Origin of the sequence: Halarchaeum sp. P4 (genome assembly GCF_051195175.1) — an archaeon.
Lineage (GTDB): Archaea > Halobacteriota > Halobacteria > Halobacteriales > Halobacteriaceae > Halarchaeum.
In genome coordinates, this window is record NZ_JBNTKC010000001.1 from 1,034,757 (window position 1) to 1,050,670 (window position 15,914).

The 15,914-nt window shown below is 69.1% G+C and carries 16 protein-coding genes; 8 read left to right on the forward strand and 8 right to left on the reverse strand.

Going from position 1 to position 15,914, the window contains the following annotated elements; translation table 11 throughout:
• Positions 1–24 precede the first annotated feature (24 nt).
• From ACQUS8_RS05525 to ACQUS8_RS05555, 7 genes are all read left to right on the forward strand, one after another.
• Entirely contained in the window at positions 25–459 is a 435-nt protein-coding gene (locus ACQUS8_RS05525) for a DUF7575 domain-containing protein (RefSeq protein WP_435098120.1), read from the forward strand.
• Between the two features lie 203 nt (positions 460–662).
• Entirely contained in the window at positions 663–1,787 is a 1,125-nt protein-coding gene (locus ACQUS8_RS05530) for a substrate-binding domain-containing protein (RefSeq protein WP_435098123.1), read from the forward strand.
• 73 nt (positions 1,788–1,860) lie between these two features.
• Positions 1,861–2,982 (forward strand): phosphate ABC transporter permease subunit PstC, encoded by a 1,122-nt coding sequence (gene pstC, locus ACQUS8_RS05535; RefSeq protein WP_435098126.1) that lies wholly within the window; start codon positions 1,861–1,863, stop codon positions 2,980–2,982.
• On the forward strand, positions 2,979–5,639 hold the full coding sequence (gene pstA, locus ACQUS8_RS05540) for a phosphate ABC transporter permease PstA (protein WP_435098129.1): 2,661 nt from the start codon (positions 2,979–2,981) through the stop codon (positions 5,637–5,639). Before pstC ends, pstA begins: the two co-directional genes overlap by 4 nt.
• Positions 5,632–6,552 carry a phosphate ABC transporter ATP-binding protein PstB gene (pstB, locus tag ACQUS8_RS05545; RefSeq protein ID WP_435098132.1) on the forward strand — a complete coding sequence of 307 codons (921 nt, stop codon included), beginning with the start codon at positions 5,632–5,634 and terminating at the stop codon, positions 6,550–6,552. Before pstA ends, pstB begins: the two co-directional genes overlap by 8 nt.
• A gap of 4 nt (positions 6,553–6,556) precedes the next feature.
• The gene (phoU, locus tag ACQUS8_RS05550) at positions 6,557–7,234 is read left to right on the forward strand and encodes a phosphate signaling complex protein PhoU (RefSeq protein ID WP_435098135.1); all 678 of its coding nucleotides are present in this window, start codon (positions 6,557–6,559) and stop codon (positions 7,232–7,234) included.
• 2 nt (positions 7,235–7,236) lie between these two features.
• A complete protein-coding gene (locus ACQUS8_RS05555) occupies positions 7,237–8,256 on the forward strand; it encodes an AbrB/MazE/SpoVT family DNA-binding domain-containing protein (RefSeq protein ID WP_435098138.1) in 1,020 nt (339 codons plus the stop codon).
• 25 nt (positions 8,257–8,281) lie between these two features.
• Here ACQUS8_RS05555 and ACQUS8_RS05560 read toward each other — a convergent pair whose 3' ends face one another.
• The 5 genes from ACQUS8_RS05560 to trpC all read right to left on the reverse strand — a co-directional run bounded on the left by ACQUS8_RS05560 (position 8,282) and on the right by trpC (position 13,138).
• Complete coding sequence (locus ACQUS8_RS05560; RefSeq protein ID WP_435098141.1) at positions 8,282–9,448, reverse strand: 3-dehydroquinate synthase II; 1,167 nt, start codon at positions 9,446–9,448, stop codon at positions 8,282–8,284.
• Between the two features lie 72 nt (positions 9,449–9,520).
• A complete protein-coding gene (locus ACQUS8_RS05565; protein WP_435098144.1) occupies positions 9,521–10,309 on the reverse strand; it encodes a 2-amino-3,7-dideoxy-D-threo-hept-6-ulosonate synthase in 789 nt (262 codons plus the stop codon).
• 23 nt (positions 10,310–10,332) lie between these two features.
• Positions 10,333–11,157, reverse strand: a complete 825-nt coding sequence (trpA, locus tag ACQUS8_RS05570) for a tryptophan synthase subunit alpha (protein WP_435098147.1) — start codon at positions 11,155–11,157, stop codon at positions 10,333–10,335.
• Complete coding sequence (gene trpB / locus ACQUS8_RS05575; RefSeq protein WP_435098150.1) at positions 11,154–12,377, reverse strand: tryptophan synthase subunit beta; 1,224 nt, start codon at positions 12,375–12,377, stop codon at positions 11,154–11,156. Before trpB ends, trpA begins: the two co-directional genes overlap by 4 nt.
• The gene (gene trpC, locus ACQUS8_RS05580) at positions 12,374–13,138 is read right to left on the reverse strand and encodes an indole-3-glycerol phosphate synthase (RefSeq protein WP_435098153.1); all 765 of its coding nucleotides are present in this window, start codon (positions 13,136–13,138) and stop codon (positions 12,374–12,376) included. The genes trpB and trpC overlap by 4 nt, the downstream gene beginning before the upstream one ends.
• 93 nt (positions 13,139–13,231) lie before the next feature.
• Between trpC and ACQUS8_RS05585 the strand changes: the two genes are divergently transcribed.
• Complete coding sequence (locus ACQUS8_RS05585; RefSeq protein WP_435098156.1) at positions 13,232–13,687, forward strand: methylated-DNA--[protein]-cysteine S-methyltransferase; 456 nt, start codon at positions 13,232–13,234, stop codon at positions 13,685–13,687.
• Here ACQUS8_RS05585 and ACQUS8_RS05590 read toward each other — a convergent pair whose 3' ends face one another.
• The 3 genes from ACQUS8_RS05590 to ACQUS8_RS05600 all read right to left on the reverse strand — a co-directional run bounded on the left by ACQUS8_RS05590 (position 13,688) and on the right by ACQUS8_RS05600 (position 15,854).
• A complete protein-coding gene (locus ACQUS8_RS05590) occupies positions 13,688–14,368 on the reverse strand; it encodes a type I 3-dehydroquinate dehydratase (protein WP_435098159.1) in 681 nt (226 codons plus the stop codon). It abuts the gene before it with no gap.
• A gap of 25 nt (positions 14,369–14,393) precedes the next feature.
• A complete protein-coding gene (locus ACQUS8_RS05595) occupies positions 14,394–14,762 on the reverse strand; it encodes a hypothetical protein (protein ID WP_435098161.1) in 369 nt (122 codons plus the stop codon).
• A 123-nt stretch (positions 14,763–14,885) separates the two neighbouring features.
• The gene (locus ACQUS8_RS05600) at positions 14,886–15,854 is read right to left on the reverse strand and encodes a transcription initiation factor IIB (protein ID WP_435098164.1); all 969 of its coding nucleotides are present in this window, start codon (positions 15,852–15,854) and stop codon (positions 14,886–14,888) included.
• Positions 15,855–15,914: the final 60 nt, after the last annotated feature.

A 15,914-nucleotide genomic window follows, 5' to 3' on the forward strand; every position in this document is an offset into this window, starting at 1 on the left:
AGTATCCCCGAGACGTAGACATCCGTGAGTGTCAATCGCAAGGGCGTCGTCGCTGCCGCCCTCTCGGTCCTCTACCCGGGTATCGGCCACCTCTACCTGCGCGCGTGGTTGCGCGCCGCCGGGTGGGTCGCGCTCTCGCTCATCACCTCCTACCTGCTCGTCCCGGAGTCGACGCTGGTCGCCTACGAGCAGGCGATTGCGGCGGGGAACGTCGGAGCGCTCGGGTCGATCGCGGTCCCGATGGAGGCAGCCGTCGGCGTGCTCGTCGTCCGGCTCTGTAACGTCGCGGACGCCTACCTGCTTGCCGTGCGGCAGGCGACGCCGTCCCAGGCGAGCGACGGCCAGCCGGCGTGTCCGGTGTGCGGGCGCGAGCTCGACACCGACCTCGACTTCTGCCCGTGGTGTACGACCGAGATCGAGTGGCACTACCCGGCCGAGAACGAGCGGGACGCGAACTGATCCCGTTCGGCCGGCGTCGTTTTCACGGTGCGACCTGTTCGAGTGACCAGCGACCGCCGGACTGTCAATCGTCTATATAGTCAGTCGTAGCGAGCAATATCGCTAATAGATGATCAGAGGAAGCTATTGGAGTCGGGACGGGTCTGATTGATTCGTACCCCTATTATAAACCGATTTAATAGTGAATCGGAAGTTATCGGGTGATGACGGACGACGCAGACCGACTGTCGAACCTGGTATCGCGGCGGAAATTCCTCGTCACGTCGGGCGCCGCTGGCGCGGCGGCGCTCGCCGGCTGTGGGGGGTCGAACTCGGGGAACTCGACGACGTCCACGACGTCCGGTACGACGTCGAAGACGACGACGAGCGGCGGGTCGAGTGCGAGTCAGGACGTGAGTTCGCTCGAAGCCGGTGGGTCCTCGACGGTCTATCCCATCGCGAACACGGCAGCGTCCTACTGGAACGCGAACCGTCCCGCGAGCGACACCGAGTATTGGCCGCACAAGAAGTACGACATCCAGACGGACAAGAACCTCGCTGACTACTGGGCGGGCCTCTACGGCTTCGAGGCGAAGGAGAGCAGCGACCCGCCGTTCAGCGTCTCGGTCGCACTCTCGCACTCCGGCACCGGCGTCGAGAAGGTCATGAACGGCCAGCTCGACATCGGGAACTCCAGCGGGAACGTCCAGGACGAGCTCCCGGACCGTGACTCCTACAAGAACTTCATCGACCACGTCGTCGGCGTCGACGGCCAGCCGCTCGTCGTCTCCAGCGAAATCAAGGAGGCGGGCGTCTCGAAAATCACCGGCCAGCAGCTCAAGGACCTCTACAAGGGCCGTATCTCGAACTGGTCCGAACTCGGCGGCCCCGACAAGCAGATTCAGGTCCTCGGCCGCGTGAAGGGCTCCGGGACGCGGACGTCCTTCGTCTCCAACGTCTTCGGCAACCCCGAGGAGGAGACGACGGTCGCGAACCGCTACGGCCAGAACCAGCGCCTCGCGCAGGCGGTCGCGCAGGCCGACAACGCCATCAGCTACCTCGCGCTCGCCTTCCTCGGCACGGACGGCGTCAGCCCCATCGCCCTCGAGTGGGAGGGGACGACGTACTCCTACAACGACGACCAGAACGGCCTCGACTCGAAGTCCTACCCGCTCTCGCGTGACCTCCACATGTACACGTGGAAGGGCACCTCGATGAAGGAGGCCGCCTTCATCAACATGATCCTCTCCGACTTCGGGCAGGACACCTTCGTCGCGCCGAACAACTACTTCACGCTCGGCAAGCGGCGCCAGGAGGAGCAGCGCGCGAAGCTCCCCGATCAGGTCTGATCGCTACTGCTCGGTGTCGCCCTGCCTCGCCGTCGAGACGACCGACCACCATTACTATTTAGAAACCTGATACATGTTCGAAGACGTCCAGACGACGTTCCGTAAATTGACGTTCGGCGAAGACGCTGCCTCGGGGGCTAGACTCCTCGTCGCGACGATGGGCGTCCTGCTCGCCGCGCTGACGCTCGTGTTCCTGTTCATGCCCGCGTACGCCGTGCCGGTGTTCGTGGCGTTCGCCGTGGTGACCGGCGTGGGCTGGGTCACGCATCAGGCGACCGTCGCGCGACTGCTGACGCTCGTCGCCACCGTCTCGACCGTCCTCACCGTCGCGTTCATCACCTATTTCCTGTTCGCGAGCGCGTTTCCCGCGTTCGTCGAGCATGGCCGCGGCCTCCTCATCGTCCCGGTAGAGAACGGGCATACGCGGTGGTTCTTCTGGCTCGACGCGGTCTTCCCGGCGAGCGAGTCGACGTGGAACCCCGCGGCGGACGTCTACTCGCTCGTCCCGACCATCTGGGCGACGGTCATCGTGACGATCATCGCCGGCTCCGTCGCCGGCCCGCTCGGCCTCTTCGGCGCGCTGTTCATCGCCGAAATCGCGAGCGACCGGATGCGCGAGCTCATCAAGCCCGGCGTCGAGGTCCTCGCGGGCATCCCGTCCATCGTCTACGGGTTCATCGGCTTTCAGGTGCTGAACGGCTTCATTCAGACGTCGTTCCTCGACGACGGCGCGAGCTTCCTCATCGCGGGCATCGTCGTCGGCGTGATGGCGCTCCCGACGGTCGTCTCCGTCGCCGAGGACGCCCTCTCCAGCGTCCCGGGGTCGATGCGTGACGGCTCCATCGCGATGGGCGCGACGCGCTGGCAGACGATGAAGAGCATCTCCGTTCCGGCGGCGTTCTCGGGCATCTCCGCCGCCGTCATCCTCGGCCTCGGGCGCGCCATCGGCGAGACGATGGCCGTCGCAGCGATCATGGCGGCAGGGGTTGGCCTCGCGAACCCGCTCTTCGACGTCTTCGACGCGAGCGCGACGCTCACCAGCCTCATCGCGACCCAGTACGGGAGCGCCTCCGAGAGCACCCTTGAGGTCCTGTTCGTCGCGGGCGTCCTCCTCTTCGCCATCGTCGCGACGATGAGCGTCGTCTCGCGCTACATCGAGCAGCGGATGAGGCGGAAACTGGAGGGTGGCCAATGAGCGGGGCGTTCGGTGCGGACGCCGGCACGGACTCGGCGTTCATCGACGCCGAGTCGAGCGTCTACGACCGCGGGCTCGACGCCGTCATCGCGCTCGGCGTCGTGAGTTTCGCCGTCGCACTCTGCGCGCTCGTCGAACTCGTCGCCCTCGATGCCACCGGCGCACCGCTCACCGGGTTCTTTGGGACGTTCACCGCCGTCGTCGTCGGCGGCGTCGGCGCCATCGCGCTCGCGTCGTGGACGAGAATCGCGCCCATGACGTCCTCGCACGCGTGGGGCATCGTCGGCTCGGTCGTCGTCGTCTCCGGCACTCTCACCGCCGTCAGCGCCACGATGGCCGTGACGCTGGCCGTCCTTCTCGGTGGTCTCCTCCTGCTGCAGGCGGTGGGTGTGCTCGTCGCTGGCGTCGCCTCGCGCGTCGGCCTCGTCGACACGACGCCGGACGCCACCGCCGGCTTGCTCGCGGGCATCGCGTTCGGCACCCTCGGCCTGTTCGTCGGCGCGGCGCTCGGCGGGACGCTCGTCGGTTTCGACACGCCGCTCTGGCTGGTCGTCGCGCTCGCGGTCGGCCTCGGCCTCCTCGCGCTCACCGTCGTCCCGTGCGAGGACGTCGGCTCCACCCTCTCGCCAGCCCTCCTCGTCGGCGCGCTCGGCGGTTCCGTCGCCACCGCCGCCATCGGCGTCGGCTGGCAGTGGGACCCGAGCGCGGTCTCCGGCGGCTTCACGGGCGGCGCGGTGATTCCGCTCTTCGTCATCTTCGGCGCGCTCGTCTCCTCGTGGGCGGCCGCGAAGTGTCGCGCCGGCTTCGGCGCGCAGGGCCGCGAGTACGGCGCGTTCCTCGTCATCAACCTCAACGCCTTCCTGATGCTCGCGGTGATGGTCGCCGTCGTCGTCTTCGTGACGATGAAGGGCGCGGGCTACGCCTTCCACGGCCTGACGGTCGGCGCACTCGCCGCGCTCGTCCTCCTTGCCCCGTTCGTCCTCCTCGTCCTCGACTTCGCACGCACCCCCGCCGGCTCCGAGAGGTGGCGCGGCGGCGCGCGACAGGTCGTTCGGCTCCTCCCGCTCGCGGCCGTCGGCGCCGTCGTCGCCGTCCTGCTCTCCGTGCTCGTCACGCGAAACCCGCTCGTCTACCCGTTCACGTACACGGTCCAGGTGAACCGCCAGTCGCAGGTCCTCGACACCGCGATCACCGTCACGGCCGAGCCCGCCGTCGGCTCGCTCCTGCTCGCGCTCTCCGCGCTCGTCGTTGCCGTCTACTGCTATCGGCGCTACGGCTCGCTGCGGAACGTCGGGTCGGCCGGCGAGCGCGTCCGGACGCTCAAACGGACCATCCCCGGCATCACCGCCGGCTTCCCCGTCGTCGCCGCGGCGTTCGTCCTCGTCGGCCCGACGCCCGCCGGCCTCCCGGTCGCCGGGACGCTCGGCGTCCTGCTCGTCGCGCTCGGCGCCGTCGGCGCGCTCCTGCTCGCACTCACCCCGCTGGCGGGCGTCCTCGTCGGGAGTGGGGAGGACGTCGCGGCGCGCGCCCAAGAACACGCCCCGCTGTTCACGCTCGGCGTCTTCGGCGGCCTCGGCGTGCTCGCCGGGACGCTCGTCCTCCAGCAGGGCGCGGGCGTCGCGGCGACGCTCGGACCCGTGATTCCCGTCGTCGCACTCCTCGCAGCAGTCGGCGTCGCGGTGCTCGCCGTCCTCACCGCGTTCGCGCGCCGCGGGGAGACGGCGCCGATACGGCGGCGCCTGCTCGCCGAGGAGACGACGCTCGGCCTGTTCGGCGCCGCGGGCTTCCTCTCGCTGACCGGTTTCCACGTCTGGCTCACCGGGTCGTCCCTCGACGTCCTCGGCGTCACCGTCGCCGCCGGCGGGACGCTCTCGTGGCCGATGACGATGCAGGCCTACATCCCGCTCGGCGCGGAACCGGGCGGTATCATGCCCGCCGTCGTCGGCACGGTCTGGCTCGTCATCGGATCGACGCTGTTCGCGGTGCCGCTCGGCGTCGGCGCTGCCGTCTTCCTCACCGAGTACGCCGAGCAGGGTCGTTTTACCGGCATCGTCGAGATTGCGACGAACGCCCTCTGGAGCACGCCGAGCGTCGTCTTCGGGCTGTTCGGCGCGGCGTTCCTCATCCCGCGTCTCGGCGGCGACACCTCGCTGCTCGCCGGCCAGCTCGTCCTCGGCTTCATGCTCCTGCCGCTCATCCTCATCACGAGCCGGGAGGCCATCATGGCCGTCCCGGACGACTACCGGGACGCGAGCGCGGCGCTCGGCGCGACGCGCTGGCAGACGATTCGGAGCGTCGTCCTCCCCGCGGCGATGCCGGGCGTCATCACCGGTGGCATCCTCGGCGTCGGCCGCGTCGCCGGCGAGACGGCGCCGCTCATCCTCGTCCTCGGCTCGACACTCAACGCCACCGAAGCTGTCCACGTCCTCGACGGCTTCCGCTTCGTGAGCCGGCCCCCGTTCATCATCAACGACCAACTCGTGACCGCCTCCGCCTCCCTCCCGACACAGGTCTGGGCGGTCATCGCAGCGGGCGTCAGCGGCTCCCCCTCGATGGGATGGGCGACGGCGTTCGTCCTCCTCGGCGTCGTCCTGACGTTCTACGCCGTCGGCATCGGCGCGCGAACCTACTTCCAGCGGAAAATCAGCCATGACTAACGCCATCACTGACCAGAGTACTGGCACGACCGTAGACACGAGCACCGACGCGGAGACGACCACGACCGGCGAGACGGTCGAGGAGACCAGAGCGAAGTGGACGGAGTACGACTTCGACGGCGACGCGAAGTTCTCCGTTCGGGACCTGAACGTCTGGTACGGCGACGACCACGCCCTCCAAGACATCTCGCTCGACATCCCGGAGAACTCGGTGACGGCGCTCATCGGTCCCTCGGGGTGTGGGAAGTCGACGTTCCTCCGCTGTCTCAACCGGATGAACGACCGCATCAAGTCCGCGCGCATCGAGGGCACCGTCGAGTTCGACGGCGCGGACGTCTATGACCCGAACGCGAACCTCGTGGAGCTGCGAAAGCGCATCGGGCAGGTCTTCCAGAGTCCCAACCCCTTCCCGAAGTCCATCCGCGACAACGTCGCCTACGGCCCGCGCAAGCACGGCGACATCAACAAGGGCCTGCTCGCGCGCCTCTTCGGCCGCGACGACGCCGAGCGCGAGGCCGACCTCGTCGAGCGCGCGCTCAAACAAGCCGCACTCTGGGACGAGGTGAAGGACCGCCTCGACGACAACGCGCTCGGCCTCTCCGGCGGCCAACAGCAGCGCCTCTGCATTGCCCGCGCGCTCGCCGTCGACCCCGAGGTCATCCTCATGGACGAGCCGGCGTCCGCCCTCGACCCCATCGCCACCTCGAAAATCGAGGACCTCGTCGAGGAACTCGCCGAGGAGTACACCGTCGTCATCGTCACCCACAACATGCAGCAGGCCGCCCGCATCTCGGACCAGACCGCCGTCTTCCTCACCGGCGGCGAACTCGTCGAGTACGGCGACACCGAGCAGATTTTCGAGAACCCCGAGAGCCAGCGCGTCGAGGACTACATTACCGGCAAGTTCGGGTGAGACGATGCCACGAGACGAATACCAAGCGGCGCTCACGGACCTCGAGCGCGACGTCTCCGAGATGGGCGACCTCGTGCTCGGGCGGCTCGACGACGCCCTCGAGGCGCTCGCGTCGAACGAGGACGCCCTCGCGCGCGCCGTCATCGAAGGTGACGACGAAATCAACAAGCGCTACCTCGCGCTCGAACAGGAGTGCATTGACCTGCTCGCGCTCCAGCAGCCCGTCGCCGGCGACCTGCGTTTCGTCACAGCGTCGTTCAAGGTGCTCACCGACCTCGAACGGGTCGGCGACCTCGCCGTCAACCTCGCGGACTACACCCTCGACGCCGAGGAGGGGCGCGCGCTCGACGTCGACGTCCACGACATCGGCCTGGACGCCCGCGCGATGGTCGCGGACGCCCTCGACGCCTACGCGAGCGCGGACCCGGAGGCCTGCATGACCATCGCCGACCGCGACGACGAACTCGACGCGCGCTGTCGGCGCGCGAACGAACACGTCGTCCGCGACCTCATCGTGCGCGAGGTGGACGCGGACGACCCGTGGGCGGTCGAGCGCCTGATGGACGACGTCTCGCGGACGCTGCTCACGATTCGCGACCTCGAGCGCGTCGGCGACCACGCGGTCAACGTCGCCGCGCGCACCCTCTACATGGTCGAGACTGACGCCTCGCTCATCTACTGACTATGGAGACGCGCAAACTCCAGAAGGTCGGCGGGGGCACCTACACGGTGTCGATTCCGAAGGACTGGGCGACCGACCACCGCCTCGAAGCGGGCGCGCCCGTCCACGTCTACACCCACGACGACGGCACGCTCGTGGTCCGAAGCTCGCGCAGCGACGAGGAGCCGGTCGAGTCGGCGACGCTCGAGGTGTCGCCGGACGACCCCGAGGACGTCGCGCGCGTCCTGCGCGCCGCCTACACCGCGGGATTCGGCGAGGTGACGCTCACCACGGAGGAGGTATTCACCGAGGACGACCACCGCGCCGCCCAGTCGCTCGCGAGCACGCTCGCCGGCGTCGAGGTCCTCGAGGCCACGGAGTCCTCGCTCACCGCGCGGAACTTCCTCGACTCCGGGGAGGTGTCCGTCCGGCAGGCGGTCGGCCAACTCCGCTTCCTCACGCTCGCGATGCACCGGACAGTCACCGAGGACCTCGCCGCGCCCGTCGAGGAGCGCCGCGAGCACCTGCGCCAGCGCGAGGACGACATGGAGCGCTTCTTCGGGATGGTGACGCACCACTTCACCCGCGCGCTCGCGAGCCTGAAGGAGGTGGACGCGCTCGGGGTGAGCCGCCTCGACCTGTTCGCCTACTACCTGAGCGCCCACCACCTCGCGGCCGTCGTGACGCACGTGAAGCGCGTGCTCGCTGAGGTGGAGCGCCTCGAGGGCGAACTCCCCGAGTCGTTCGTCGACGAAGCCGAGGAACTCGCCGCGGCCGCCCGCGACGTCATCGAGCGGGCGGTGACCGCCGTCCTGAACGAGACGGGGCTCGCGGAGGCGAGCGTGCTCGTCGAGGACGCCGACGACGTGGCGGCGCGCGCCGCCGACGCCAAACAGGCGCTCCGCGAGGACGAGACGGTCGGGCGCTCGGACGCCCGCGCCCTCGCCGGCGTCCTGGACGGCATCGAGCGCACTGCCGAGCGCGGCGCGGACATCGCCGAAATGGCCGTGCAGACGGCGATTCGCGCGGAGAACCAGCAGTAGAAGGAGGGGGGCGACGCCGACGGCGTTACTTCTCGATGATGCGTTCTTCGACCTTCTCGCCGAAGTGCCGGCCGCCCTCCTGCGTGAAGACCTTGATTTCGTCGCCGGCCTCGACCTCGGTGATAGGCGTGCGCCCGTCAGTCGTCTCGACCTTGATGGTCTCGGCGTTCTGGATGAGCGTCTCGAAGCGGTCGCCGTCCGCCGTCTCCGCGGTGAGGCGGAACATCGGGCGGCGCTCGATTTTCGCGCGCCCGACGACGGCCTCGCGGGTGTTGCCCTCGGTGTCGACGACCTGGACTTCGTCGCCGCTCTTCAGTTCCGCGAGGTACTTCGTTCCCCCGTCGGGCGTGCGGACGTAGGCGTGGACGGCGCCGGCGTTCACGCGGAACGGCCGGGAGGCCACGTAGGGCGACTCGGCAGTCTCGGCGTAGACGAAGAAGAGCCCACGAGACATCGACCCGACGAGCATCCCCTCGTCGTCGTCCATCAGCGTACCCGTATCGACGCAGACGCGGTCGGCGGCGCCCGCCTCCTCGACGTCGACGACGTCCGCCCACTCGAGGTCGAGCGTCTCGCGTTCGGCCTGGTCCCGCACCTGGACGGTGCGGCGAATCTCGTCGGGGTCGTCGCTGTCGAGGAGGACGGCGTCCGCGCCGATGTCGAGCGTCTCGAAGGCGGTGTCGGCCTCCTCGGCGGTGGTGACGCCCGCGACGATGTTCGTGTCGTCGCCGATGCGTGCGATGAGGTTCTCGAGGGGGATGATTGTCCAGTCCTCGCCGACGACGAACGTGTAGTCGGCGTCGCTCGCGGCCGTCTCCGCGAACGCCTCGTACTCCTTGCCGAGGATGCGGACGTACGCGCCGCGAACGTCGTCGTTCCGTCGGAGCGTCGTGAGGTCCGCGGAGCCCGAGAAGTCACTGGGGAGCTCGACGGTGCCGTCGCCCTCGCCGCCCTTCCCGACGACGTAGGTGTCCGGTTCGGCGGTTTCGGCCTCGGCCTCGCCGATGACGTCGACGTCGTCGCTCGTGAACGCCGCGACGTTGACGCTCCCGAGTTCGCGGACGCGCGCGACGTCCGCCTCGTCGACGAGCACCCAGTCGACGCCCGCCTCGAGGCCCGCCGTGATCCGTCGTTTCCGCGTCTCCCAGTCGCCGACGGTGTCGTCGGCCTTCAGCCAGACTTCGCGTGTCATTAGTTGCACCTCAGTACGCGACTGCTTGAACGTGGCGAATACCGCAGTCGAGGGGGAGAGGGGAGTCCGCAGTCAGGCGTCGAGGCCGGAGCGGTCGAGCGCCTCCTCGACGCTCGCGTCGTCGTGGATGACGGCGGAGACAGCGGTGGCGATGGCTTCGGGGTCGTCGTGCTGGAAGATGGAGCGGCCCATGGAGACGCCCGCGCCGCCCGCGTCCATCACGCCCCGAACGTCCGCGAGGGTCTGCCGGTCGCCCTCGGGGCTGCCGCCCGCGATGATGACGGGCTTGGACGTGGCCTCGACGACGTGCTCGAAGCTCTCGGCGTCGCCCGAGTAGGCCGTCTTGATGAGGTCCGCGCCGAGCTCCTCGGCGAGGCGGACGGCGTGGCCGAGCGATTCGGCGTCGTGTTCGTCGACGCCGGGGCCGCGCGCGTACGCCATCGCGAGCACGGGCAGCCCGTAGCGTTCGGCCTCCTTCGTGACCTCCGAGAGCATCGTGAGCTGGTCGGGTTCGTGGTCGCTCCCAACGTTGATGTGGAAGGAGACGGCGTCCGCGCCGACGCGGACGGCTTCCTCGACACTCCCGGTCATGCGCTTGTCCTCCTCGTCAGGCCCGATGACTGTCGAGCCGTTCAGGTGGACGATGTAGCCGGCGTCGTTCTTGTTCGGGTGGACGCGCTCGGCGATGCCCTTCTGCGTGAGGACGGCGTCCGCGCCGCCGCGCGTCACGGCATCGATGGTGCTCTCGATGTCCTTCAGCCCCTTCACGGGGCCGAGCGTGACGCCGTGGTCCATCGGGACTGTGAGGTAGTTGCCGTCCGTGCCGATGCGTTCGAGTCGTGCCCGCGTGCCTGTGTTCATAGTGGTGCGTGGTACCGTAGTGACTACTTTGGTGTTTCCGATTCGTCCCGCTCGGCGTCGCGGATGCCGGCCTTCAACTCCGCGGCCTTCTCCCGGAGCGCCTCCGCGGCCTCAGCGACGCTCTCAGCCTCCGCGATGCGGTCGACGAAGACGCTCCCGGCGACGACGCCGTCCGCGCCGCCCTCGACGATGGCTTTCGCGTGCTCGCGCTCGCTCACGCCGAAGCCGACGGCGTACGGGAGGTCGCCGTCCGGCAGTCGTTCGAGGCTCTCGTAGGTGTCCTCGGAGACGTCGGTGCGCGCGCCCGTCGTCCCCATGCGTGCCTGCACGTAGACGAACCCGGAGGCGCGCTCGAGGATGCGCTCGACGCGCTCCTCGGTGGTGGTGGGTGCGACGATGAAGACGAGCGCGACGTCGTGTTTCTCGCAGGCGGCCTCGAGTTCCGCGGACTCCTCGACGGGGAGGTCGGGGATGATGAGCCCCGAGACGCCCGCCTCGGCGGCGTCCCGGACGAACGTCTCGACCTCGTCGCCCTCGCCGTACTGCAGGAGGAGGTTGTAGTAGGTCATGCAGACGATGGGGACGTCGACGTCCAACTCGCGCACGAGGTCGAGGTATTTCGCGGGCGTCATTCCGCCGTCGAGCGCGCGCCGAATCGCCTCCTGAATCGTGGGGCCGTCCGCAATCGGCTCCGAGAAGGGCAGGCCGAGTTCGACGACGTCCGCGCCGCCCTCGACGAGCGCCTCGACGTACCGCTTGGTGGCCTCATAGCTTGGGTCGCCCGCGACGACGTACGGGACGAGCGCGGGTTCGCCCGCGAACGCCTCCGTGATGTCGGCGACAGTCATTGGAACACCTCCATGTCCGGGGCCTCCGGAAGGTCGCGTTTCGCGGACTCCTCGATGACGGTGTCGAGGTCCTTGTCGCCGCGCCCGGAGACGTTCACGATGACGGGACCGTCGCCCTCGTAGTGTTCGAGGTAGGCGACGGCGTGACTCGACTCCAAGGCGGGGATGATGCCTTCCTCCTGTGAGAGGCGGTGGAAGGCGGCGAGTGCCTCGTCGTCGTCGACGTTCACGGGCGTCACGCGGTCCTCGTCGACGAGGTATGCGAGTTCCGGGCCGACGCCGGCGTAGTCGAGACCGGCGGAGACGGAGTGGGACTCGACGATCTGGCCCTCGCCGGTCTGGAGGAGTTTCGTCTTCGCGCCGTGGAGCACGCCGACAGAGCCGGTGCCGAGGCTCGCGGAGTTCGGCGCGTACTCCTCGTCCTCCTCGACGCCGAGGCCGGAGCCGCCCGCCTCGACGGCGTAGAGGTCGACCTCCTCGTCGTCGACGAAGTTGTGGAACGCGCCCATCGTGTTCGACCCACCGCCCGCACACGCGATGACGGCCGCCGGGAGACGGCCGATGGTCTCGGCGGCCTGCCGGCGCGCCTCCTCGCTGATGACCGACTGGAAATCACGGACCATCGTCGGGAAGGGGTGGGGGCCGACGACGCTCCCGATGACGTAGTGGGTGTTCTCCACCGTCGTCGCCCAGTCGCGCATCGCCTCGTTCGTCGCCTCCTTCAGCGTGCCCGAGCCGACGTCGACGGGGTTGACCTCGGCGCCGTGGGTACGCATCCGGAAGACGTTGGGGCGCTGGCGGTTGATGTCCGTGCGGCCCATGTAGATTTCGCAGGGCATGTCGAGGTAGGCCGCGGCCATCGCCGTCGCGGTGCCGTGCTGGCCGGCGCCCGTCTCCGCGATGACACGCTCCTTGCCCATGTACTTCGCGAGGAGGACCTGCCCGAGCGCGTTGTTCAGTTTGTGCGCGCCGCCGTGGACGAGGTCCTCGCGCTTCAGGTAGACGTCGAAGCCATACCGCTGAGAAAGGTTGTCCGCCTTGCCGAGCGGGGTCGGGCGGCCGCCGAAGTCCCGGAGGCGCGCCCGGAACTCGTCCATGAAGCCGTCCTCGTTCGCGAGGACGTAGCGCTCGTAGGCGTCCGTCAGCTCCTCGACGGCCGGCATGAGGACTTCGGGGACGTACTGGCCGCCGTACTCGCCGAACTTCCCTTCCGAGCTCATTCTGCCGCCTCCGCGTTCACTAGTTCCCGCGTGGTCTCGGTGACGTCTCCCGCCATGATGGCCGACCCGACGAGGAGGCCGTCCGCGCCGGCCTCGCGCATCCGTCGGACGTCCGCGGGCGTGGAGACGCCGCTCTCCGCGATGAGTGTCACGTCGTCGGGTACTGCGGGGGCCACCCTCTCGAACGTTTCGAGGTCGACCTCCAACTTGGCGAGGTCGCGGTTGTTCACGCCGACGTAGTCGGCGCCGACGTCGAGCGCGCGTTCGAGTTCCTCGCGGTCGTGGACCTCCACGAGCACCTGGAAGCCGCGCTCCTCGGCGGCCGCGTGGAGGTCGGCGAGGTCGTCGCCGACGAAGCGCGCGATGAGAAGGACGACGTCGGACTTGACGGCGTCGAGTTGCTCCTCGCGGACGACGAAGTCCTTGCGGAGGACGGGGACGTCGACGGCCTCGCGGATTCGTTCGAGGTTCTGGGTCGACCCGCCGAAGTGCTCGGGTTCGGTGAGGACGGAGAGGGCGGCGGCGCCGCCCTCGACCATCCCCTCGGCGAGTTCGACGGGGTCGTCGTGGCGTTCGCCCTCGGTCGTCGGACTCGTCGGCTTCACCTCGGCGATAATCGGGACGCGCCCGTCGGCTTCGGCGTCCGCGAACGCCGCCGACAACGAGCGCGGCGAGACCGAGACGCGCCCGTCCGCCTCGACGTCGCGTTCGCGCGCCGCCCGCAGGATGGAGCGCACCTGCGGCGCGAGTGTATCGTTCATCGTTGTACAATGATGCACTCATCTGTACAAGAAGGTTTCCCCACGTGGCGTCGAGCACGAACATTCAAGGACGCCCTGTCCGACGGCTACCCCATGGACGCCGGCATCTACGCGACGGAGTCGACCTACCTCGAACGCTACGTGCAACTCGGCGTCGCCGGCGACCGCGTCATCAGCCTCAGCTTCCCGAAGGACCCGGACGAGGACGCCGAGGCGGACCACCCGCTCTTCGAGCGCATCACCGCCTACCTCGAAGGTGTCGAGGACGACTTCGCGGACGTCCCCGTCGGCCTCACCCTCCCCACCGACCAGCGCGCCGTCCTCGAAAAAGCCCGAGAGATCGGCTACGGCGAGCAGGTCGGCGTCGAGGCGCTCACGCGCATGACGCCCGGTCTCGACGCCGACGAGGACGAGGACAGGCAGCTCGTGCGCACCGCGCTCGCCGAGAACCCCGTCCCAATGCTCATTCCCGACCATCGCGTCCGGGACGCGCCGAGCGGCGCACCCGCCGACGTCGAGCAGAAACTCCGCAGCCTCGAAGGCCTCTAGCTACTCGCCGCGCAGGTCGTCGACCAACTCCCGGAGCGTCGCGAGGTCGTACTGGCCGGGCGCCGTCGCCGACTCGGGTTTGACGGGCGCGTAGCCGATTTTCGACCCGTAGACCGGCAGGACCGCCCGCGAATGCCGGCCCGCTTCGCCCATGGCCATCGTCGCCACCGTCTCGCCCTCGACGTCGAACTCGTGGGTGACCGTCGTGAGGTCGAGGACGTCGACGCGCTCGGTGGCCGTCACCGCGAGCTTCGCGACGTCGCCGTGTTCGAGCGCGTTCCCGAGGAGGCCGCGCATGTCCTGGCGGAGCGGCGTCCCCTCGAAGTCGTGCGTGGAGACGACGACGGAGGCGTCGTGCTCGTGGGCGGCCTCGCGGACGCGCGCGCCCCGGCCGTCCAGCATCGTCGAGAGTTCAACGTCCACCGCGCCGACCGCGTCGAGTTCGACGGCCTCGACGAGCGCGTCGAGGCGGGCCTCGTCGTCGGGCGCCTCGCCGCCCTCGTCCTCGTGGCGGTTCGTGACGAGCAGCGGCAGCTCGCCGTCGTACTCGCGCAGCTGTGCCTCGGGTTCGTCCGCGAGGTCCATCCGGAACTCGACGGCGTCCGCGTGCTCGCGCGCCGCGGGTTCCTCGGAGAGGTCCGTCGTCACCGCACAGAGCGTGAAGTCGTCGAAGGTGAGCATACTCGGGTGTGCGTGGCGTCGCGCCTTAGGGTCGGGGGATTCGCCCGGCCAGCCACCGGCCGCCGTACTCCGCGGCGATGAACGTCGCGCCAGCCGTGACCCCTGTCATCCACGGGTCGCCGAGCATGAGCGCGCGAACGGCGAACGCGGTAATCGAGCCGACGGTCACGCCGGCGAGCGCGGCGGCGACGCCGATCCGGAGACCCTCCGTGGCGTCGGCCGGGACGCGCTCGGGGTAGAGTGCGACGTCGATGACGGGGACGGCGACGGCGAACCCGACGGCGAGCGGGTACGGGTCGGGGAGGACGGTCGAGACGCCCGCGGCGACGAGGCCGGCGAGGAGCGCGCCGGCGAGGAAGACGGCCGCGCGGACGGGGAGTGACGGCGTGTTCACGGCTACGGGTTCGGCCGCGAGCGGATAAATAGTGGCGCCGACGCGAGCGCCGCGGCTACACGGCGTGAGCGTGACGGGTCGTGCATCGACGGCGCGAGCCGTGAGAAGTCGCCGCGCGTCCAGTTACGCCGGGAGCGTGTCCTCGGCTTCGAGGAGTTCGTGGTAGCGGTTACGGATGGTGACCTCGGAGATGTCCGCGACCTCGCTGACCTTCGCCTGCGTCGTCTTCTCGTTCGTGAGGAGGGCGGCGGCGTAGACGGCGGCGGCCGCGAGGCCGACCGGCGACTTGCCCGAGTGGACGCCCTTGTCCTTCGCGGTCTTCAGGAGTTCGCGCGCGCGGTGCTCGGACTCGTCACTGAGGCCGAGCGAGGAGGCGAAGCGCGGGACGTAGCTCTCGGGGTCCGCGGGCCGGACTTCGAGGCCGAGTTCCCGGATGACGTAGCGGTACGTCCGGGCGATTTCGGCCTTCTCGACGCGCGAGACGTCCGTAATCTCGTCGAGGCTGCGCGGGACGCCGGCCTGCCGGGCGGCGGCGTAGACGCAGGACGTCGAGACGCCCTCGATGGAGCGACCCGGGAGGAGGTCTTCCTCGAGCGCGCGCCGATAGATGACCGACGCGGTCTCCCGGACGTTGTCGGGGAGGCCGAGCGCGGAGGCCATCCGGTCGATTTCGCCGAGCGCCTGCTTCAGGTTACGCTCCTTGGCGTCGCGCGTGCGGAAGCGCTCGTTCCACTTGCGGAGGCGCTGCATCTTCTGGCGCTGGTTCGAGGAGAGGGAGTTGCCGTAGGCGTCCTTGTCCCGCCAGTCGATGTTCGTCGAGAGCCCCTTGTCGTGCATCGTGTTCGTCGTCGGGGCGCCGACGCGGGACTTCTGGTCCTTCTCCTGAGAGTCGAACGCGCGCCATTCGGGCCCGCGGTCGATGTCGTCCTCGTCGACGACGAGCCCACAGTCCATACAGACGGACTCGCCGTGCTCCTCGTCGGCGACGACGAGGCCGCCACACTCGGGACACTCGTCGGTCGATTCGGTCGTGTCTTCCTCTTCGGTCTCTCGTTCGCCGTGTCGTCGTGCTCTGGTTCGTGCGTTTTGCATACTGCGTATAGCCCCCGGAAAACCCGGAATCGTCGTGGCACTTTCGTTGTCCCAAATCGC

Coding starts and splice junctions, on each gene's coding strand:
- ACQUS8_RS05530 (WP_435098123.1), top strand. CDS start 663: ATGACGGACGACGCAGACCGACTGTCGAACCTGGTATCGCGGCGGAAA.
- ACQUS8_RS05585 (WP_435098156.1), top strand. CDS start 13,232: ATGGACGCCGGCATCTACGCGACGGAGTCGACCTACCTCGAACGCTAC.
- pstB (WP_435098132.1), top strand. CDS start 5,632: ATGACTAACGCCATCACTGACCAGAGTACTGGCACGACCGTAGACACG.
- ACQUS8_RS05600 (WP_435098164.1), bottom strand. CDS start 15,854: ATGCAAAACGCACGAACCAGAGCACGACGACACGGCGAACGAGAGACC.
- trpA (WP_435098147.1), bottom strand. CDS start 11,157: ATGACTGTCGCCGACATCACGGAGGCGTTCGCGGGCGAACCCGCGCTC.
- trpC (WP_435098153.1), bottom strand. CDS start 13,138: ATGAACGATACACTCGCGCCGCAGGTGCGCTCCATCCTGCGGGCGGCG.
- pstA (WP_435098129.1), top strand. CDS start 2,979: ATGAGCGGGGCGTTCGGTGCGGACGCCGGCACGGACTCGGCGTTCATC.
- ACQUS8_RS05555 (WP_435098138.1), top strand. CDS start 7,237: ATGGAGACGCGCAAACTCCAGAAGGTCGGCGGGGGCACCTACACGGTG.
- ACQUS8_RS05560 (WP_435098141.1), bottom strand. CDS start 9,448: ATGACACGCGAAGTCTGGCTGAAGGCCGACGACACCGTCGGCGACTGG.
- trpB (WP_435098150.1), bottom strand. CDS start 12,377: ATGAGCTCGGAAGGGAAGTTCGGCGAGTACGGCGGCCAGTACGTCCCC.
- pstC (WP_435098126.1), top strand. CDS start 1,861: ATGTTCGAAGACGTCCAGACGACGTTCCGTAAATTGACGTTCGGCGAA.
- ACQUS8_RS05565 (WP_435098144.1), bottom strand. CDS start 10,309: ATGAACACAGGCACGCGGGCACGACTCGAACGCATCGGCACGGACGGC.
- ACQUS8_RS05590 (WP_435098159.1), bottom strand. CDS start 14,368: ATGCTCACCTTCGACGACTTCACGCTCTGTGCGGTGACGACGGACCTC.
- phoU (WP_435098135.1), top strand. CDS start 6,557: ATGCCACGAGACGAATACCAAGCGGCGCTCACGGACCTCGAGCGCGAC.